This window comes from Streptomyces sp. CoH27, from assembly GCF_020181035.1.
GTDB classification, from domain to species: Bacteria; Actinomycetota; Actinomycetes; order Streptomycetales; family Streptomycetaceae; genus Streptomyces; species Streptomyces camelliae.
Genome location: NZ_JAIQYY010000042.1, coordinates 1 through 18,891, shown reverse-complemented (window position 1 = coordinate 18,891; position 18,891 = coordinate 1). Strand labels below are relative to the sequence as shown.

General features: G+C 67.9%; 22 protein-coding genes and 4 pseudogenes. 9 read left to right on the top strand and 17 right to left on the bottom strand.

The window, feature by feature from the left end; all coding sequences use genetic code 11:
- Positions 1-262 precede the first annotated feature (262 nt).
- A complete protein-coding gene (locus LE548_RS40550; RefSeq protein WP_225102057.1) occupies positions 263-667 on the bottom strand; it encodes a helix-turn-helix domain-containing protein in 405 nt (134 codons plus the stop codon).
- Between the two features lie 143 nt (positions 668-810).
- On the opposite strand from LE548_RS40550, the gene LE548_RS40545 reads away from it, so the two are divergent.
- Positions 811-1,683 carry an SDR family oxidoreductase gene (locus tag LE548_RS40545; RefSeq protein ID WP_225102056.1) on the top strand — a complete coding sequence of 291 codons (873 nt, stop codon included), beginning with the start codon at positions 811-813 and terminating at the stop codon, positions 1,681-1,683.
- A gap of 28 nt (positions 1,684-1,711) precedes the next feature.
- Here the strand turns inward: LE548_RS40545 and LE548_RS40540 are convergent, their stop codons facing one another.
- Both LE548_RS40540 and LE548_RS40535 read right to left on the bottom strand, forming a co-directional pair.
- A complete protein-coding gene (locus LE548_RS40540) occupies positions 1,712-2,242 on the bottom strand; it encodes a transposase (protein ID WP_263637151.1) in 531 nt (176 codons plus the stop codon).
- Positions 2,239-2,777: pseudogene (locus LE548_RS40535) on the bottom strand (transposase). Before LE548_RS40535 ends, LE548_RS40540 begins: the two are co-directional and overlap by 4 nt.
- Before the next feature lie 567 nt (positions 2,778-3,344).
- Here LE548_RS40535 and LE548_RS40530 point away from each other — a divergent pair.
- Positions 3,345-4,292, top strand: coding sequence for a hypothetical protein (locus LE548_RS40530; RefSeq protein WP_225102054.1), 948 nt, complete (start codon positions 3,345-3,347; stop codon positions 4,290-4,292).
- Positions 4,293-4,314: 22 nt separating this feature from the next.
- A complete protein-coding gene (locus LE548_RS40525) occupies positions 4,315-4,821 on the top strand; it encodes a GNAT family N-acetyltransferase (RefSeq protein ID WP_225102053.1) in 507 nt (168 codons plus the stop codon).
- Between the two features lie 332 nt (positions 4,822-5,153).
- On the opposite strand, the gene LE548_RS40520 is transcribed toward LE548_RS40525, so the two are convergent.
- A complete protein-coding gene (locus tag LE548_RS40520) occupies positions 5,154-5,291 on the bottom strand; it encodes a hypothetical protein (protein WP_225102052.1) in 138 nt (45 codons plus the stop codon).
- An 18-nt stretch (positions 5,292-5,309) separates the two neighbouring features.
- Here LE548_RS40520 and LE548_RS40515 point away from each other — a divergent pair, with 18 nt between their 5' ends.
- On the top strand, positions 5,310-6,200 hold the full coding sequence (locus LE548_RS40515) for a DUF2599 domain-containing protein (RefSeq protein WP_225102051.1): 891 nt from the start codon (positions 5,310-5,312) through the stop codon (positions 6,198-6,200).
- A gap of 85 nt (positions 6,201-6,285) precedes the next feature.
- Here LE548_RS40515 and LE548_RS40510 read toward each other — a convergent pair.
- The 6 genes and pseudogenes from LE548_RS40510 to LE548_RS40490 form a co-directional block, all read right to left on the bottom strand.
- A pseudogene (locus LE548_RS40510) lies at positions 6,286-6,387 on the bottom strand (AAA family ATPase); the annotation flags it as partial.
- A gap of 188 nt (positions 6,388-6,575) precedes the next feature.
- A complete protein-coding gene (locus tag LE548_RS40505; protein ID WP_225102050.1) occupies positions 6,576-6,716 on the bottom strand; it encodes a hypothetical protein in 141 nt (46 codons plus the stop codon).
- 304 nt (positions 6,717-7,020) lie between these two features.
- Positions 7,021-7,278 carry a GNAT family N-acetyltransferase gene (locus tag LE548_RS46805; protein ID WP_374116243.1) on the bottom strand — a complete coding sequence of 86 codons (258 nt, stop codon included), beginning with the start codon at positions 7,276-7,278 and terminating at the stop codon, positions 7,021-7,023.
- 70 nt (positions 7,279-7,348) lie between these two features.
- Positions 7,349-8,353 (bottom strand): IS630 family transposase, encoded by a 1,005-nt coding sequence (locus LE548_RS40500; RefSeq protein WP_225102049.1) that lies wholly within the window; start codon positions 8,351-8,353, stop codon positions 7,349-7,351.
- Between the two features lie 214 nt (positions 8,354-8,567).
- Positions 8,568-9,224, bottom strand: a complete 657-nt coding sequence (locus LE548_RS40495) for a response regulator transcription factor (RefSeq protein WP_225102048.1) — start codon at positions 9,222-9,224, stop codon at positions 8,568-8,570.
- Positions 9,221-9,787, bottom strand: coding sequence for a sensor histidine kinase (locus LE548_RS40490; protein WP_225102047.1), 567 nt, complete (start codon positions 9,785-9,787; stop codon positions 9,221-9,223). Before LE548_RS40490 ends, LE548_RS40495 begins: the two co-directional genes overlap by 4 nt.
- 47 nt (positions 9,788-9,834) lie before the next feature.
- Between LE548_RS40490 and LE548_RS40485 the strand changes: the two genes are divergently transcribed.
- A protein-coding gene (locus LE548_RS40485) for an IS5 family transposase (protein ID WP_225102046.1) occupies positions 9,835-10,709 on the top strand; the annotation gives its coding sequence in 2 pieces (ribosomal slippage) (positions 9,835-10,228 and positions 10,228-10,709; 876 coding nt in all).
- A gap of 21 nt (positions 10,710-10,730) precedes the next feature.
- Here LE548_RS40485 and LE548_RS40480 read toward each other — a convergent pair.
- Genes LE548_RS40480 through LE548_RS46795 form a run of 3 tightly spaced genes read right to left on the bottom strand, consistent with a single transcriptional unit; the run spans position 10,731 to position 11,700 of the window.
- The gene (locus LE548_RS40480) at positions 10,731-11,186 is read right to left on the bottom strand and encodes a VOC family protein (protein ID WP_225102045.1); all 456 of its coding nucleotides are present in this window, start codon (positions 11,184-11,186) and stop codon (positions 10,731-10,733) included.
- A complete protein-coding gene (locus LE548_RS46800; RefSeq protein WP_374116245.1) occupies positions 11,177-11,290 on the bottom strand; it encodes a hypothetical protein in 114 nt (37 codons plus the stop codon). Before LE548_RS46800 ends, LE548_RS40480 begins: the two co-directional genes overlap by 10 nt.
- On the bottom strand, positions 11,275-11,700 hold the full coding sequence (locus tag LE548_RS46795) for a hypothetical protein (RefSeq protein ID WP_374116246.1): 426 nt from the start codon (positions 11,698-11,700) through the stop codon (positions 11,275-11,277). Before LE548_RS46795 ends, LE548_RS46800 begins: the two co-directional genes overlap by 16 nt.
- Before the next feature lie 128 nt (positions 11,701-11,828).
- Here LE548_RS46795 and LE548_RS40470 point away from each other — a divergent pair, with 128 nt between their 5' ends.
- Positions 11,829-12,563, top strand: coding sequence for an ABC transporter ATP-binding protein (locus LE548_RS40470; protein ID WP_374116242.1), 735 nt, complete (start codon positions 11,829-11,831; stop codon positions 12,561-12,563).
- Complete coding sequence (locus LE548_RS40465) at positions 12,563-13,351, top strand: hypothetical protein (protein WP_225102043.1); 789 nt, start codon at positions 12,563-12,565, stop codon at positions 13,349-13,351. Before LE548_RS40470 ends, LE548_RS40465 begins: the two co-directional genes overlap by 1 nt.
- A 1,077-nt stretch (positions 13,352-14,428) precedes the next feature.
- On the opposite strand, the gene LE548_RS40460 is transcribed toward LE548_RS40465, so the two are convergent.
- A complete protein-coding gene (locus LE548_RS40460; RefSeq protein ID WP_225102042.1) occupies positions 14,429-15,646 on the bottom strand; it encodes an arylsulfotransferase family protein in 1,218 nt (405 codons plus the stop codon).
- A 450-nt stretch (positions 15,647-16,096) separates the two neighbouring features.
- Complete coding sequence (locus LE548_RS40455; RefSeq protein WP_225102041.1) at positions 16,097-16,474, bottom strand: helix-turn-helix domain-containing protein; 378 nt, start codon at positions 16,472-16,474, stop codon at positions 16,097-16,099.
- A gap of 64 nt (positions 16,475-16,538) precedes the next feature.
- On the opposite strand from LE548_RS40455, the gene LE548_RS40450 reads away from it, so the two are divergent.
- A complete protein-coding gene (locus LE548_RS40450; protein ID WP_225102075.1) occupies positions 16,539-17,267 on the top strand; it encodes an alpha/beta fold hydrolase in 729 nt (242 codons plus the stop codon).
- Between the two features lie 165 nt (positions 17,268-17,432).
- Here LE548_RS40450 and LE548_RS40445 read toward each other — a convergent pair.
- Positions 17,433-18,319, bottom strand: a pseudogene (locus tag LE548_RS40445) (ISL3 family transposase); the annotation flags it as partial.
- Positions 18,320-18,395: 76 nt separating this feature from the next.
- Between LE548_RS40445 and LE548_RS40440 the strand changes: the two are divergent.
- A pseudogene (locus LE548_RS40440) lies at positions 18,396-18,506 on the top strand (transposase); the annotation flags it as partial.
- Between the two features lie 171 nt (positions 18,507-18,677).
- Here the strand turns inward: LE548_RS40440 and LE548_RS40435 are convergent.
- Positions 18,678-18,891, bottom strand: a 214-nt coding sequence (locus tag LE548_RS40435) for a hypothetical protein (protein ID WP_225102040.1), incomplete at its 5' end; no start/stop codon positions are given.

Sequence of the window (18,891 nt, the reverse complement as noted above, 5' to 3'; positions counted from 1 at the left end):
CCCCCCCCCCCCGGGAGGCGGGGCAGGCTCTCCGGCTCCTTGCACCGGACCTCAGCCCAACGGTCCGTCCCGGCGAGCCACACGGTTGCTAAAGATCAACCGATCGGACCACTGCTCACGCAACATGGAATCCGGAGTTCCAGCAGGACTCACTGCTACTGAGGTTGAACTCGTGATGTCGCCAGGTTGCTCAGGTCAGTCTGATTGTCGGGCCGGTCTCGGCGAGGCAGCCGTTTATGACCAGACCGCCGGCCGCCGCCGATTACCTGGCGCGCTCAGTGCGGTCGTCGTACTCTTCGCGGGCGGTGATGACTTCTTCGATGTGCAGCACGGACCACTCCGTGAGCGCCTTCAACGGTTCCCGCAGCGTCTGGCCGAGCGGGGTCAGCTCGTACTCCACGTGCGGCGGCACCTCCGGGTAGACGGTCCGGCTGACCAGCCCGTCGCGTTCGAGGGTGCGCAGCGTCTGGGTGAGCATCTTCTCGCTCACGCCCGCCAGTGCCTGCCGGAGCTGGCCGAACCGGGAGGTTCCGTTCCGGCCGAGTTCGCCCAGCACGAGGACCGCCCACTTGCTGCCGATCTGGTCGAGCAGGTCCCTCGACGGGCAGCCGCGCTCGTACGGATCGAATGACGGTATGGGCCCGGTCACGTTCTCGACAGCAGCCATACGGCTCACCTCAATGCTATCGGTCGGGTAAGTACCCTACCAAGAAGTGGCTACTCCCCAGCAGAGAGTGTCCAGGTCAGTCTTGTTCAATCCCGCCGCGGACGGACCGCGGCAGGCGTGCGAGGCACGCGCGGAAGGAAGGAATGACCATCATGGCTATCGTCGTCACCGGAGCCACCGGCCAGTTGGGCAGGCTCACCGTCGAGGCACTGCTGCGGCGCGGGATCCCGGCCACGGACATCATCGCGACCGGCCGGGACATCGTCAGGATCAAGGACCTGGCCGACCGAGGCATCACGGTACGCCGCGCCGACTTCGCGGACACCGACGGCCTGGCCGAGGCATTCGCGGGGGCGGACAGGCTGCTGCTGATCTCGGCCTCGGTCCCCGTGGGCGAGCGGGTCGCCAACCACCGCCGCGTGATCGACGCCGCAGTGTCCGCAGGCGTGTCGCTGGTGGCGTACACGAGCACGACGCACGCGAACACGGCCACCACCGTCATCGGCGCCACGCACGGCGAGACCGAGGAGTATCTGCGGGACCGCGGAATCCCCAGCGTGCTGCTGCGCAACAGCTGGTACCTGGAGAACTACACCAGCCAACTGCCGCAGATCCTGCAGAACGGCGCCGTCGTCGGCGCCGCAGGCGAGGGGCGGATCAGCGCCGCGTCCCGCGCCGACTACGCCGAGGCCGCAGCGGTCGTCCTCACCGCCGAAGGCCACACCGGCACCGTGTACGAGCTCGGCGGCGACGAATCCTTCACCCTCACTGAGCTCGCCACCGCGATCTCCGCTGCGGCCGGAAAGCAGGTTACCTACGCTGACCTCCCGGTAACCGACTTCGCCCAGGCACTGGCCGCCGCGGGCCTACCCGCCGAGCTGGCGGAGGTCCTCGCTGACGCTGACCGCGGCATGAGCCACGGCGAGATGTACACCAACTCTGGCGACTTGCGTCGCCTGATCGGCCGCCCGCCCATGACCCTGGCCGAGGCACTCGCGGCCGCCCTGCATTACTGAGGTTGAACGCGTGATGTGGCCGGGTTGCTCAGGTGAGTCTGATCGTCGGGCCGGTCTCGGCGAGGCAGCCGTCTATGAGTTCTCTGCGGTACTGGATGTGCCGTAGGCCGCGCCGGATGTGCTGGACGAGGTGTTCGGGGGTGTTGAAGGCGACGTTGGAGAGCCAGCCGCGTCGCAGGAGGGACCAGATTCCCTCGACGGGGTTGAGGTCGGGTGCGTAGGGCGGCAGATAGCAGATGGTCAGCCAGTCCCGGGCCTCGGCGAACTTTTGCAGGTCGGCGGCCTTGTGGACGTTGAGGTTGTCCCAGACGAGAACGATCGGGCCGCCGCGCTGCTGGTGTGCTGCGATCAACAGGTCCCGGTAGTCGCGCCAGGAGAAGCTTTTGCGCCCATCGCGACGGCCGTCGTCATGGCGGGGCCAGTAGATGAGCCTGGAGCGGTGACCGGGTTTGTAGCAGGTCAGCGCGGCGATGGAGATCCGTCTGCGGGAGCGGCCGCGGACCCGCACCACCGGGGTCCGGCCGCGCTGTGACCAGGTCTTCGCGTGCGGCGGCGTCATGGAGAATCCGGCTTCGTCCTCGAAGACGAGCCAGGCTCCACGGGCCGCCGCAAGTCTTCCGCACAGGGCCACACCTCCTTGACCCACCCGGCCACCGCCGCGTCGTCCCGCTCCATGGCCCGTCGGACCGGGACCTGCCATGACCAGCCGTTACGCGCCAGCAGTTTCCGCACGCCCTGGATCGTGTAGGCCACGTGGAAGCGTCGACCGATCACCGTCTTGATCCGCGCCAGTGTCCAACGCTGGTCCTCCCAGCCGTCGCAGCCGACCCCTTGGCCAGCTCCGCCTCCAGTTGCGCGAACTGTTCCTGGCTCAGCCTCGGCAGCGATGCCGGCCCCTGCGACCGCAGGGCCCGCGGACCGCCCTCCTCCCACTTCTGCCGCCACCGTTGTACCGAGCGGACGTTGATGCGCAGGGCCCTGGCGATGACCGTGCTCGTCTCGCCCTGGGCGAACCGCTCGGTCGCCTTGAGCCGTAACTCCTCGCGAAACTGCTGCCGTTCGGCAGTCAGCCCGCCTCCTTGTGGATACCGCATGCTCCGGTGATACCGCACGGACGACCAGCCATCAGTCCCTACGACATCACGAGTTCAACCTCAGTACCTGGTGAATATCCCGGGGCGGCCGCGTCAGCCCGCGTGAAGGAAGGTGGACCGGACAGGAGTGTCGGCGGCGGCTGAATCGTGGTTATGGATCGCCTTCCGCGCTGAGCTGACGGGCAGTCACTGACCCTGGCGGGCCCCGGTCCGGGTCACGCGGTGAGGAGCGCGGATACGGTTCCGACTGATCGTCGCAGGCCGACGATCATAGAACGTGACAACCGTCGAGGCGGGCTGATCCAGTTCACGGAATACGTGCCTGAACCAGCTCAGACCGTTAACGCCAACACGCGCCACAGCGGGGCCGACTGAGGCGTTCAGTTGTCCTGTGACATCGAACCTCGAAGCGTGTGTCATCCAATTGTGTGTGATATCCCGTGAGTTATCCTGAGTCCCGCTGAGTCGCTGGCCCCGCGGCCAGGGGGTTCTTTCCCCTTCGGGTGCCACCGCCGGCTTCCGGCTGGCGCCAAATCGCGAGGCCTGAGCATCGAACGCACTGCGGAAGTGCTCGACCACATCGGCGTCTTGCGCGACGACCGGCCCTCGTCGTTCGACCAGTGGCTGGAGCGCAAGCTCGACGGCCTCACGGCCGGCATCCGCCGCGACGTCGAAGACTGGGCCCGGCTCCTGCACGACGGCGGGCCACGGTCCAAGCCCCGGGACGTGCACACGGTCTGGGGCTACCTCAACCGGATCCGGCCTGTGCTGCCGAAGTGGTCCAACCGCTACGACCACCTGCGCGAGGTCACCCGCGACGACGTCCTCGGCCGCCTGAGCACCGTCCACGGCTCGCAGCGCCAGCACACGCTGGTCGCCTTGCAGTCGCTGTTCGCCCGGGCGAAGAAGAACGGCACGATCTTCAAGAACCCGACCAGCCGCATCAGGGTCGGCCGGCAGGAGAACGGCGTCATCCAGCCCCTGGACCCCGGGCACGTCCAGTCCGCGGTCACCGTGGTGGCCCGGCCGGCGGATCGGCTGATTCTCGCCCTCGCGGCCGTCCACGCCGCCCGCCCCGATGCGATCCGCCGTCTCCAGCTCGACGACCTCGACATCGGCAACCGCCGACTGATCATCGACGGCCGCGTCCGGCCCCTGGGCAAGCTGACGCTCCAGCTTGCCCTTGCCTGGCTGGACTACCGACGACAGCGCCGGCCCGACACCGCCGGCCCGCACCTACTGATCAACAAGCAGACTGCGCTGGAGACCGGACCCATCAGCGGTGTGTCAGTCTCGGCGGCGCTCCGCGGCCAGACCGCTACGCCGGAACGGCTCCGTGTGGACCGCCAGCTGGAAGAAGCCCTGGTCCACGGCCCCGACCCGCTCCACCTCGCCGAGGTCTTCGGCCTGGCCGAGAAGACCGCGATGCGCTATGCGGACTCCGCACGGGCACTGCTGGCACAGGCCGCTGAGCTCTCGACGTCGCCCACGGGCAAAGAACTTGGCCCGGCTTGAGGGGCCTTGAATAATGACGGCCATGCGGATTCGACAGGCATGGCCTGATGACGCTTCGGCGGTTGCTGGTGTCTACGTACGCTCCTGGCGGGTGGCCTTCGCCGGTCTTGTTCCGCAGTACTACCTCGACGCCATGGACCCCGTCCTTGAAGAGTCCGAGTGGAAGACACGTATCGCGGAGACACGCTGGCCGTCATCGGGGGTACTGGTAGCCGAAACGGAGGCGGGAATCGTCGGATGCACGGGTTTCGGCCCGTGTCAGGAGACCCCTGCCATCGCGGAGATCGGCACGCTCTATGCACTACCTGAGGTCTGGGGCACTGGCATCGGGAAGCAGTTGATGCTGGCCACGTTGACGACGCTCGGACAGGCCGAATACACGCAGGCCACCTTGTGGGTCCTGGAAGACAATGAACGCGCCCGGCGCTTCTACGAAGCAGCTGGCTGGCGCGCAGACGGCGCAGCCGTGGAGGACACCACCGGCGGCGCCTCTCTCAACAAGTTGCGCTACCGCCGTCCTCTTGGGTAGCTCGCTCGGCGTCCTGCCCGTCCAGGGAACCGGGAACGGCATGGTCGCGAGTTGGAATCGAACCCACGGCACCAACTCTGTGAAGCACAACGACGGACCCTTCAGTTCCCACCGAGAACCCTTCAGCTTGCGTTGAACTCGCGGGACTCTGCGGGTGCCGGTAAGAAACGGGTCACCAGCCGGAATCGTGTGGGACGTGTGGAACGTCGGGGATACCGTGAGCGCTCACACGAGGGGCCGGCGCAGGGCCGACGGCATGGCCGGGTCACACCACTTGTCCTGTTGACGATGTAATTAGCGTGTCCGCTGTGACTCAATACACAAGTCCTCAGTCAGAGCAACCGCAGCAGCGCGTGCGCCGGCGGGACATGGTGCGCAAGACGGCGGGTGCCGCGTTCGCTTCCGCGCTTCTTGCCCTGGCAGTCCAGGTTCCGCGGGCCGCCGCCGACGACGGAGTGTTCTGCGGGCACCACGTCCAGGGTGCGATCTTGGCGAAGTACCAGGAGATGGGCGGGGAGGAGTCGCCTCTCGGCTGCCCGAAGACCGACGAGCTGACCACCCCGAACGGGGTGGGCCGCTACAACACCTTCGTCGGCGGATCGATTTACTGGAGCCCCGATTCGGGCGCCCACCCCGTGTGGGGCGTCATCGGCGACAAGTGGGGCGCCCAGGGCTGGGAGGCCGGCTCTCTCGGCTTCCCCACCGGCGACGAACTGACGAACTCCGACGGGGTGGGCAAGCGCCAGCAGTTCCAGGGCGGCACCATCTACTGGCACCCCACCTTGTCCGACGGTGCCCACGCCGTCTCGGGCAGGATCGGCTGGGTGTGGTCGGCGTACAGCTGGGAGTCCGGTGACTTCGGGTACCCGACGTCCGACGTGTACTGGGACAAGGACAACAAGGAGTACTACCAGACGTTCGCGAAGAAGAACCTGACGATCTTCTCCAACCCGGACGGCAACGGCATCGAGGGATGCGAAAGTGCGTGCGCGGGCTACTACGGGGTGGTGGGGGACAGTTCAAGTGATCAGGCAACCGACTTGATCAACGAAACCCGGGTCGAGATCCCGATCAGCGATTGGAACACCAGGTTCGTCATCCGTGCGTGGCCCACGCTGGAGGGACGTGCCGCCTCCAAGGCAGACTTCCAGCTGGGCTGGAACCAGATGATGAGCCGGGTGCCCACGCCGTGGGCGATGACCACCACCGAGCGCAGCTCGCTGTACAAGCAGTTCGCCTGTCATGCCCTCTTTACGCTCCCCAAGAAGCCCGGCGAATGGCTCGGCGGGCCGTCGTGGGACCTCGAATCGTGGCGGCCTGACATCTCGTGGACCAAGGTCCTCAACCCGCTCGCCAACTCCAAGTGCAACTGGAACTGACTCGTTGTTCGCGGTTGGCGACACGGTTCTTTCCAGCACTCCTACTTCCGCCATGGTTTCGAATCATCGCCCCGTTGGACTTGATTGCTTCGGTGCGGGCCAGGCGGTCGAACTCGGCGCCGGTCTCGATGAGGGTGGCGTCGAAGGTGAGGTGGTCCACGATCGCGGCGCAGAGCCGAGGATCGGTACGCCCGGCCCGGCGCAGGCGGCTCGGCCCCCGCTCGGCGGCGTGGCGATCGGCCCGTCGATGTGCATGAGGCGACGACGAGGTCGACGTCGTCGAGATGGGCGATGGCCGCACCGCCCTGAGAAGCGCCGGCCGGCGGGTTTCCGGTGTTGTGGTTCCCACGCACCGACCGGACCCGTCGGCGCTTCTCAGACCAGTTCCAGCGCGACCAGGCAGGCGAGCACGGTCACGGCCAACGCCGAGAGCCGTCTTGCCGCGGCAGCGACGCGGAGGGAGTGCGTGAGCCGGTGAGCGCACACGGAGGGCACCACCAGCAAAAACGGCAGCACGCGTCCTGCCCGCCCTCGACCAGCGGATCGCGTCAGCTACCAGAGGCCGGCCATGAACAGGGAGGAGACCGCGAACTGCATCAAGCACCACCTCACCGTCGCCGGCCGCCAGGACACCTTGTTCTCCGATGACGCCGTCGAACTGATCGCCACCAGGGCCGTGAGCCGGGCCGTCCCCTTGACCAGAGGAGCCCGATGCCGAGCGGGGAACCGAGTCCGGTGAAGCCGAGTGCCGCCGCCGTCTTCCTCGACGCCGGGGTCCGGGCCCGCCACTCAGCCGGCAGGCCCTCTTCGACTGCATGCCTCACGCGGCGGACGCGGTCACACGGGCGAGGCCTTTCCCGCGCCAGGCGGGCGCGGTCAGGACCATCATGTGAGCCGTCCGGCCCGGCCACAGCCACGGCCGGTGACCGTATCCAGCGGCGGCGACAACCTGACCGTCGACTGGGACGCCGAACGCGGGAGAGCTGATCTCGTCAAGGCCGGCCTCGTCGGCGTCATTCGCTCCCGCAGCCTCAACCAGGCCGTACAGGCCCCCATATCCGTCAGACCATTCCTCCACACACCGCCCGTCAAGCTCCGCCGGACGGAAGCCGCCGGGCCCGACCTAGTGTCTCGTGATCCTGATCGCGTTACTTCGAGTTGTTATTGACGAGTTTCTTCACGTTGGTCTGGAGGAGTCGGACCTTGGCGAGGATCTCGTCGGCGGTGGCGGTCCAGGTGAAGGGCTTCGCGTCCTCGTTCCAGGAGTCGATGTAGTCGCGGATCTGTTTGACCAGGACGTTGACGCTGGAGAACGTGCCCCGGCGGATGGACTGCCGGGTGATGATCCCGAACCAGATCTCTATCTGGTTCAGCCACGAGGACCCGACAGGGGTGAAATGGAAGCGGACGTGCGGGTTCTTGGCCAGCCACGCCTTCACGTCCGGGGTGGTGTGCGTGGACAGGGTGTCCAGGACGACATGGACCTCCTTTCCCGCGTGCGGCTTGACGGCCTTCTTCAAAAACGCCAGGAAGGTTGAGCCGTTCCGGTTCGGCTTGCACTCGCCCAGCACTTCACCGGTCGTGACGTTGAGTGCGGCGAACAGGTTCGTGGTGCCGTGCCGGACGTAGTCGTGGGTGCGCTTCTCGGTGGCCCTGAAGGCCACCGGCAGCACCGGCTGGGTCCGGTCCAGGGCCTGCACCTGCGTCTTCTCATCGACTGACAGCACCACGGCGCCATCGGGCGGGGCCAGGTACAGGCCGACGACATCGACGACCTTCTCCGCAAATGCCGGATCTTTCGAGATCTTGAAGGTGCCCGAACGGTGCGGTTTCAGATTCTCCTCACGCCAGATGCGGGCAACGTAATGCCAGGACACCGAAATGTCCTCGCGCCGCTTCAGGTGGTCGGCGAGCGTTCGCGTCGACCAGTGCGAGAGCCCGGAATCCGCCGGCGGGGACATCCTCGTCAAGGCGATCACCCGGGCCCGTACCCGAGGCGGCACCTGAGTGCGCGGCCCGCCACGGCGTTTGTCCTCCAGCCCGACGACACCCCGCTCGGCATAGCGGGACTTGTAGCGGTCCACCGTCAGCAGTGCCACACCGGCGAGCTCGGCGATGTCCTTTCGCCGCCGGCCCTCGGCCGACCACAACACGATCCGCGCGCGAGCGCCGCGACAGCCGCCACATCCCGCGAACCCGCCAACTCCCGCAGCTCAGCTATCTGTTCAGAGGAGAGATCCATACCAGACTGTAGGCCCTCAATTGGAATGTCCCGTTCAGCTGTGGCGACCTGGATGTTTGCGGTTTGTCTCATGTGTGGGCCACGGCACCGTGTCTCACGAACTTGGCCTTCCGGGGCCGGGCGGACTAGCCGGTGAGGCCGCTGCGGTAGGCGTGGATGACGAGTTGGACGCGGTCGCGGGCATCGAGCTTGGTCAGCAGCCGGGCGACGTGGGTCTTCACCGTGCCCGCGCCGATGTACAGCCGTTCGGCGATCTCGGCGTTGGTGAGTCCTTCGGCGACGAGCAGCAGCACTTCGCGTTCACGGGTGGTGACGGCCTCGGGCAGCTGCGGCGGTTCCCGACCGGACGGTGGCTGTGTCGGCCTGTTGACGTATGCCGTGATGAGCCGTTTGGTGACGCGTGGCGCGAGCAGCGCCTCGCCCTGGGCGACGGTGCGGACGGCGGACAGCAGGTCGAGGGGCGGCGCGTCCTTCAGGAGGAAGCCGCTGGCCCCGGCGCGCAGTGCGCCGAAGACGTACTCGTACAGGTCGAAGGTGGTGAGCATCAGGACACGGGCGTGGCCGGCGGTGGTGATACGGCGGGTGGCTTCGATGCCGTCCATCTCGGGCATCCGAATGTCCATCAGGACGACGTCGGGCCGGTGTTCGGCGGCTGCTGCGACGGCGTCCCGACCCGTTGCGACGCTGCCGATCGACTTGAGGTCCGGGGCGGTGTCCACGATTCCGGCCAGGCCGATGCGGATCAGCTGCTGGTCGTCGGCGACCAGGACCCGGATGGTCACGGCCGCTCCCGCGCCGCGGTGGTGGGCTGTGGCCCGTCCAGGGGGATGCTGGCCCGTACCCGGAAGCCGCCGGTCGCGGCCGGTCCTGCCAGCAGGGTGCCGCCGTAGAGGGCGAGGCGCTCCTGCATACCGGTCAGCCCGCGCCCGGTGCGACTCGGGGCCGGCCGGATGCTGCCGTCGTCGGTCACCGTGAGGGTGAGCTCGCCGGGACCGTAGCCGACGGTGACCTGCGCGCTGCTCGCGTCGGCGTGCTTGACCACGTTGGTCAGCGCCTCCTGGACGATCCGGTACGCGGTTGTCTCCAGCCCCGGGGGCAGCGGTCTGGCGCGCCCCGTGACGGCGAGGTCGATCCGCAGGCCGGGGCGCCGGGTCCGTTCGGCGAGACGGTCCAGTTCGGCGAGTCGGGGGGCGGGGGCCAGGGCCGGGTTGTCGGTGCCGTCCCCGTCATCCCCGTCATCATGCAGCACACCGAGCATGCGGCGCAGTTCGACGAGGGTCTCCTGGCCGGTGGTCTCGATCGCCTCCAGCGCGTTGCGCGCGTCCTGGGGACGGTCGTCGAGCACTAGGGTCTGTTGTGAAAATGGATCTTCTTCGTTGATGATCACGTCCTGTGGGACGTGGGGATCTGACGAACGGCCAGTGGGCTCGGCTGGAGCCGTTGCTGCCGCGGGGCATCAAGCCGGGTCGGCCGCAGGTGTGGACGCGGCGGCAGTTGATAGACGGCATACGGTGGCGGACCCGGACCGGTGCTCCGTGGCGGGACGTGCCCGAACGTTATGGGCCGTGGGACCGGGTCTATGACCTGTTCCGGCGCTGGCAGCGGGACGGGACCTGGGCCCGTATCCTCACCCAGCCCCAGGCCGAGGCGGACGCGAAAGGCCTGATCACCTGGGATGTGAACGTCGACTCCACCGTCTGCCGGGCCCACCAGCATGCTGCCGGGGCGGCGAAAAGGGGGGCCTCCAGAAGGAGCCGCCCGGGGGGATCTTCGTCGAGCCGGCCGACCACGGCCTTGGACGCTCCCGCGGCGGACTGACCAGCAAAATCCATCTCGCGGTCGAGCAGGGGCAGAAGCCCTTGTCCGTCGTGATCACAGCTGGGCATCGGGGCGACTCGCCGCAGTTCGAAGCGGTCTTGGAAGCCATCCGGGTTCCGAGGCTGGGGATCGGCAGGCCGCGCAAGCGTCCGGACCGGGTGCGGGCCGACAAGGCGTACGACTCCCGTGGCAATCGTTCCTACCTGCGAAGACGCGGGATCAAGACCACCATCCCGGTTCCGGCGGACCGGGTCCGCAACCGTCTCAAGCGTGGATCGCGTGGCGGGCGGCCACCGAAGTTCGACAAGGACGACTACAAGCAGCGGCACGCGGTCGAGTGCGGGATCAACCGGCTCAAGCGCCACCGGGCCGTCGCCACTCGGTACGACAAACTTGCCGTCCGCTACGAAGCGACGGTGCTGGTCGCAGCCATCAACGAGTGGCTGTGACCAGCACCGTCACAACCGCACTCAGACGACGTCGAATTCGTTTCCCTCGGGGTCCTGCATGGCGGCCGCGTAGAGCCCCATGTCCGGCTCATCCTTAATCCGCAGCACGGTGGCACCAGCTTCGACCAGCCGTTCCACCACAGCCCTGACCCGCTGTGCACGGACGTCCAGCGGGACGTCACGGCCCCCACCGACCTTCAGGTCGAAGTGCCACCGGTTCTTGGCGGCCTTCGGTTCTGGAACCTGCTGGAACCACACCCTCGGTCCACGTCCTGCGGGATCGATGATCGACTCCGGAATATCCCCGGCACCAGCCGGCAACTCTGCCTCGGGCACCCCCGCCGCCGCCCAGTAAGCACGCCACGTGGCGTGCCCGCCTGGCGGAGGCTCAGGCACGTAGCCCAGGGCCTCGGCCCAGAACGTCACCATTCTCTGCGGATCGGAGCAGTCAATCGTCAGCTGCACTGTCATCTCCATGCTCGGAGCATCCCAGGCAGGTCTGACAGACGATCCACTTTCACAACAGGCCCTAGGCGGCCGTAGCCCGCCTGGATGGAGATCACGCTCATCGAGTGGGCGATGCCGTCGTGCAGTTCGCGGGCGATGCGCAGCCGTTCCGCCGCTGCCTCGCGATCGGCGCGGTCCTGTTCCTGACGCAGCAGCGTGTGCAGATACCGGCGCCGTTGGCCGACCGCGAAGCCCACCGCCCGCCGAAGAGCAGCGCGAACGGCACCACGGCCCCGGTGTGTTCGAACCTGGGCAGGCCGGTGGAGACCGCCATCGCCAGGGCGGCGGCCAGGGCGACTCCGGCAGTGCGGGCCGGGCGCAGGGAGGTGACGCAGAAGAGCGCGAAGGCGAGCGGCACTCCGCCCCAGAAGATCGCCTGCGGATGCCACGGCGCCAGTCCGCACACCGCCAGCGACAGGACTGCAAGGCCCTCCGGCCAGTAGGGCCGGAGCAACTGTGGGGCCGCACGCGACTTCCGTTCCACGACCGGAGCATATGCGCCTCCCGGCCCCGCCCACATCGGCCGCGGGACCTATGCCGCACGGTCAGACCCGGCCCCGAAAGGACCTGCCCGCAGGCAGACGAATCGCCTCCCCCCGCCCCGGCACCGTAATGCACGTGATTCGATGCGAACACCTCACCAAACGCTTCGGCCGCAAGGCCGCCGTCGACGACCTCAGCTTCGAGGTCCTGCCCGCCCGCGTGACCGGCTTCCTCGGCCCCAACGGCGCGGGGAAGTCGACCACCATCCGGGCCGTCCTCGGCCTGGACACCCCGGACGCCGGCCGCTCCCTGGTCGATGGCGTGCCCTACCGCCAGGCCGAACAGCCGCTGCGCCGGGTAGGTGCCCTCCTGGACGCCGGGGCCGTCCACCGGGGCCGTACGGCGCACGCGTATCTGGCCGCGCTCGCCGCCACCAACCACATCCGGCGCGGCCGGATCGAGGAGGTACTCGCCCTCACCGGCCTCACCGACGTCGCCCGCCGCAGGATCGGCACCTACTCGCTCGGCATGAAGCAGCGCCTGGGCATCGCCGCCGCCCTGCTCGGCGACCCGCCGGTGCTCATCTTCGACGAGCCCGCCAACGGCCTGGACCCGGAAGGCATCAGGTGGATCCGGGCCCTCATGCGGTCGCTGGCCGCCGAAGGACGCACCGTCCTGGTCTCCAGCCACCTGATGAGCGAGATGGCCCTCACCGTCGACCACCTTCTCGTCATCGGACGAGGACGTCTGCTCGCCGACGTCCCGATCACCGACTTCGTCCCGGCCGGCGCCTCGCTGGAGGACGCCTACCTCAACCTCACCGAATCCGCCGTGGAATACCGCACCGAAGGGACGGGCCACTGATGCCCACCGCACTGACAGGCGCCATGGCCGCCGAGGTCATCAAGCTGCGTTCCCTCCGCTCGACCTGGATCACCGCCCTCATCGCCGTGGCGTTCGGCCTGGCGCTGAGCGTCATGGACGTGGCGCACACCGCCAGCGCGTGGCCGCATATGACGAGGGCCGACCGGGCCCAGTTCGACCCGGTGGGCGACTCGCTCTCCGGCTTCGCCTTCGCCGTCCTCGCCTTCGGCGTCCTCGGCGTGCTGGGCGTCAGCAGCGAGTACACCACCGGACTGATCCGCACGACGCTGACCGCGACACCCCGGCGCGCGCTCGCCTACACCGCCAAGACCCTCGTCATCGGCGGATTCGCCCTGCTGCTGGGCGAACTGACCGCGTTCACCGGCTACTTCATCGGACAGGCCGTCCTGGCCAGGCGGCACCTCGACGTCGGCCTGGGCACGCCGGGCGTGCTGCGCGCCGTGTCCTGTGCCGGGCTCTACCTGTTCGTCGTCACCGTCGTGGGCTACAGCCTCGGGGCCGTCATCCGGCACACCGCCGGAGCCATCGCCGCACTCTTCGCCCTGGTCTATCTCGGCTACGGCGCAGCCAAAGCCGTCGAAGGCTGGTCCTACCTGCCCAGCAAACTCATGCTGAGCAACGCCGCGGACGCCCTCGGCCAACTCCACCCACACCCCCTCCACCCAGAACGCACCCCTTCCCTCTCCTTCGCCCTCTTCGACCTCGCCCTCTACCTCGCACTCGCCCTCATCTGCGGAGCCTGGCGCTTCACTCGCGACGCCTCATAGACGCTCCATCCGATCCGCGGCAGACGTTGATGAGAGCCAAAGCCTCATCAACGTTTCCGGCCCCCACGGCAGACCATCCCCAGCGGGGAGCCAGAGCGTGGCAGCGGCGCAGAGCAGGATCAGCAGCCCGACACGTAAACGATCAAAACAGAGTGCGTCTCATCGCTCTGTCCCTTGGGCTGGACAAAGGCCATCGTCAATGAGAAAGGGACATGCGAAATGCGAGCCTACACAGACTCAACGATCGCGGACGCCTCAGGTTCCACAAACAGAATCACGAGACACTAGGCGAGCGTGGCAGGCCCGAGAACATCGCCGAGGGTCAAAACGCTCCTGATCGTCTCAAGGTCTGACAGCTTGCCGGCGGGCACCTCGGCAACGGCCCTGCGGATACGGTCAGCGGCTGCCCCGGTCGGAGCCGTCACGATCGCTGCCCCGCCCAGGAGCACGATGCCTGCCCATCCGCGCGGACAGATCCTCGCCTCAGGAGACACGACGACGCCGACGTCGCCCGGCGCACCGAAGGAGACCGGAACCGCTGCCGGCTCCTGCCGAGCACGAGCCGGACAGCATGCACCGCAGACCTGCCCGCGACAAGGAACCGGTGAGCCGGGCGCATCCTGTCGAGCCGGTCAGCGGCCGGCGACACCATGGGAGCGAAGCCGACTCCATGGTGACGATGACCCCGGAAGCCGTCAGGCCGCCGGGGTCATTTCGCCCGATATGCGTCGACAATCAGCACGCCCGTCGCCTTCCTGCACACCATCGTCGCGCAACACTCAGCCGGCGCACGATGCCATCGGCAACCGGTCGGTGAGCGCCCACTGGTTGGATGCGGCGGAGTGCTGGTTGATGTGCATCGTGGCGTGCACCGTCGTGCCCTGCCGGGCGAGCATGTCGACGAGACCGCATTCGCGGGCCGGCTGTACGGCCCATGCGGGGGCGGGTCAGCGCGACCACGATCTCCGGGCCTCACCGATCAGGGCGTGCGTGGCGGCCTCGACCACGCCGCCGTGCGCGAATGCCGGATGGTCGCAGACGATCGACAGCCCACTGCTGCGCCCTCTCGAAACCGGCCTACTTCCAGGGGAAGCGGTACGCGCGATAGCTGTTCACGCCCGCGGGGAACCGGGCCTTGAACACGGCCTTCCCCGAGGCGTTGAACTCGGAGATGTACGGAAGCGATCCCCATCCGACGAACGCCCCTCCCCGGCGGAGCGGCTGCGCGTTGCCCTGCGAGGACGCGCTGAGGTAGTCCGGCTGGTTCACAGACTTCACCAGCGTCGCCGTACGCGCCTTCTCATCCACGCGGACGGTGACGACACGGCTGAACGGAAGCTCCTCCACCGCCCCGGCCCCGGTGTTCGCGGCCCCCGCGGACTCGTTGCCGAACCAGCTGTACAGGCCGTTGCCGAGCGGTTCGGGATCGTGCTGCCACGAGAAGATCGTCCCGGCCGTGTTCAGGTACTGGCCGGGCGCGGCCTGCTCCTTGAACGTGCCGGCCTTGCCGCCGAGCTGCCACAGCACGGTGCCGGCGTGCCGGTCGATCTTGTACGTGGTCCACGTGTTCCGGGCATCGATGAGCAGGTCACCATCGGTGTCGGGCTTCACCGCGTTGATGTGGAACCAGTCCCACGGCTTGTTCGGCGACGACGGCAGCGGCTGCTCGCTCTGCGCGTACGGCACGTGATCGGCCGCCTTCCACTGGAACAGGACCCGGCCCGTGCGGATGTCTATCTCCTGCACCACCCCGTCGATGACCGCCTGGTGCGCGGAGCCGCCTATGCCCGTCAGATCGGCGGTCTCCTGCTTGTACGCCAGGATGAGTGCCGTACCACGACTGGTGATCAGGAATTCGTGCCCGTCGGCGGTGTACCCGTTCCCGGCACGGACCTCGGCGACCTTCTGATACCGGTTGTCGTAGATGTAGTTCACCCCGCTCGCCAGGGAGCCGAGCCCGGTGCCCTGCCACCAGGTCAGAACCGGCTTGCCCCGATAGGTCTGGGCACGGAAGTCCGCCGCCTGCTGTCCGGCCGGCGTCTTGTGCGACCACACGACACGCTTACCGTCGCCGCTCAGGATCTCCACTCCGTTGGAGTAGGCGCTGTTCGCCGAGTTCGGCGAGACGAAGATGTCCCCGTGGCTCGCTGTGCCTCTGTCGGCAAGGACCGTCAGTGGCGGCAGCGGCTTGCTGTCCGGGGTTGCGGATGCGGTGCCGGCCAGCGGCAGCAGGCCGGTGACGACAGTGGTGGCCGCAGCGATCAGGACCCGCGCGGGTATGGAGTGGTGACGCATCAGGTATCCGTTTCTGACAGCCCGTAGCCGAACCGGTTGGCTCGGTCGGGCGTGCGAAGAAGGCGCACACCCGACCGGGCATGCGCAGTGAGAGATGGCAACTACAGGGAGGTGCTACCGCGCACAGCCTGCGAGGCTGTCAGGCACGGAGGGAGGCCACTGGAGGCGGAACGGCTCTCAACAGGGGCGACACGCAGCAGAACACACCCGCATGTGGTCGATGTGACCGCGAGTCGTGAGGATCTTCCACCGCTGCATGCAGCAGAACGTAGCCGCGCACGGACCGGAGCGTCAATCGATGTCCACGCAGCGAACAGCATGACCGGCCGGGACTGTTACGGACCATGCCAGACCGTGCGGCAGGCAACCTCTGCACTGAGCATCATCAGCCGGATGACATGGGCGGTGGCTGCGTCCCTTCTCGATCGCCTGCCCGGTGGCGGTCACGGGTCAGGTGTCGGAGGTGCTGTCCTGCTGCGCCGCTTCCTGGAAGTCGGCGACGGCGGCGCCGTGCGTCTTCGCCCAGTCGGTCAGGGCGGCGATGGGTTCGGTGAGGGTCTGGCCGAGGTCGGTGAGGCTGTATTCGACCCGTGGGGGTGCCTCGGCATAGGCGCGGCGTTCGATCAGGCCGTAGCTCTGAAGTCTGCGCAGTGTCTGGGTGAGTACCTTCCGGGAGATGCCCCCGACGAGGTCGATGAGTTCACCGTGCCGACGGGGCCCGCTGCTGAGGGCGAACAGGACGACGACGGCCCATTTGCTGGTGATGATGTCGATGGCGAGCCGGGCGGGGCAGTCGGCGAGGAAGACGCTTCCGGCTGACTCGTGCATGGCCGAAGGTTACCAGGAGGTACCTGTCGGCTTAGTAGCGTCTTTCCACATGGGTACGTCGCGCATGAAAACCTATGTTCTTGTCCATGGTGCCTGGCACAGCGGGCGCGTCTGGGACCGAGTGGTTCCCTTGCTGACCCGGGCCGGGCATCAGGTGTTCGCCCCTTCGCTGACCGGCCACGGAGAGAAGGAACACCTGCTCACCCCCGACGTCGACCTGGACACCCACGTCAGCGACGTCGTCGCTCTCCTCAGCGAGTGGGATCTCACCGACGTGGTGCTGGTCGGGCACAGTTACGCCGGGATGGTCATATCCGGCGTGGCCGGCGAGGTCCCGGACCGGATCGCGCATCTCGTCTACGTCGACGCGATGGTCCCGGCTCACGGTGAGAGCGCGCTGGACGTCATCCCGGAGACGACCCAGCGACTGATCGACGCGGCCGCCGCCTCCGACGCCCCCTGGCGCATCCCGCCCGTGCCCGAACTGCCCGCACCCATGGGCCTGTTCGGGGTGACCGACCCGGCGGACACGGCGTGGCTGCGCACCATGCTGTCGGACGAGTCGGTGCGCTGCTTCCTGCAGCCGGTCCGGATGGACACCCCGGCCCTGGATGCGATTTCCCGGACGCACATCCACTGCGTCGGCAGCTCACCGGGGGACGTCACGCGCCGCCCGGTTCCGGGGGTGCAGCCGGGCGGCGCTGCGTCGCAGGTGTGGGAGCTGCAAAGCGGTCATGACTGCATGGTCACCGAGCCGGGCGCACTCACCGACCTGCTGTTGAAGGCCGGCTGACCGGAGGCCGGCTGACCGGAGGCCGGCTGACCGGAGGCGGGTTGCCTGGCGAGGGCAGGTCGGGCCTTGACCCCGAATCTTGGACACCGGTTATGCGGCTGGTGTCAGCGTCGTTGATGTTGTTCCGGACGCTGTCTCGTAAGCGATCGGGCTGCGGTGCCCGAGGCGGGCGCATTCGAGCAGGCCCCCGCCCTGGTCGAGTAGGCCGTGGACCTGGTGCCAGCGTTCGTGGGTGGTCTTGGCGCGGGGCCCGTCGTAGATCGGCGTGTCCAGTACGGTGGCCCAGCAGGCACTGTGTGCCTTCACCTCGCTCAGGGCGGCTTCGCACAGGTTCTTCCATAAATGCCAGCGATCACCGACTCGCACCGCGTCAGGCAGGGCACGGCGGATAGCCTCGGCATAGGTCGCCGAGCCGTCACGGCACACGACCTCGATGCCCGGATGTCCGTGCAGCCATGCTTCCAGGGTGTCGGCCGCGCGGTCGGGCAGCACGTCGATCCGTTCATGGGTCTGGGCATCGATGATCACGGTGGCGCAGCGGTGGCGCCGGCGCAGCGCGAAGTCGACGACGCCGATCACACGGGGCACCCGCCCGGTGGGCAACGGCATCCTCAGCAGGGCGCGTAGGGCCGTGTGACGCGACAGGCTCACCTCACCGCGAGTATCGCCGGCAAACGCGCCCCGGCCCGGCCCGCCAACTCCTTGACTAAGGCCATGACTTGCCTGGTCAGGCGGGTCGTACGCCGCTGGTATCGGTCCAGCACTCCGGGCACCTGTTTGCGGAAGGTGTGCAGGCAGCCGCGGGTGGGACACACCAGACGCCGCACCCGCACACGGACCACCACCCGTCGTTCATCGACCGGCACGTCCGCGACGGTCCGCCAGTGATAGCGGTGCACGCGTTCCGGCGAGGCCCCGCACACCGGGCAGACCGCGGTGTCCAGCGAAGTCCGTGCCCGCACCAAGATCCGCTGACCTTCGTCGGCCACATTCTCGATGACCAGCGGGGACAGGCCCGAAAAGACCGCCTGCACAAGCTCGTTGACATCCATCACACGAATGTCAACGACCTATCACGACGCTCCGTCACCGCCGAATGTGAGACAGGGCCGTTGATCAGACACTCCCGGCCCGTACCCCGAGCGGTTGCGGCAGCAGTTCGAAGGCGTTATCTGGCGGTTCAGGACTGGCGGCCAGTGGCGGGAGATACCGCAGCAGTTCCGCGCCTGGTCGACTGTTGTCGTTGGCGTTGGAATCCTTGATCGCCCCGGAGGGCGACCGCCACCACCGCGGACCGTGCGATGCGGCTGCTGTGCGAAGAGTTGGGATCCTCGGCTGTCCCGGAGGACAGCCGCCACTGACATCAGGGAGCGGCCCCGGTGTGGCGACGGCCAGGGTGACGGAGCATGATCACGGGGTGCCCACTGTGCCAGGAAGGTCGACCATGACGCCGCCGACTACCGCGGGCTGGAGGCTCGTGTCCTTCAGGAGCGGGCCCCAGTTGCCCCATTGTCTGCCGTACGAATCGCCCCGGAGTTGACCATGACCGAGCCCGACGCGTGTCCTCGCGAACTTCCCGGTGTTCGCCCGCCTGGTCAGGAGGCTCCCGGTGAGGCAGCTGCGC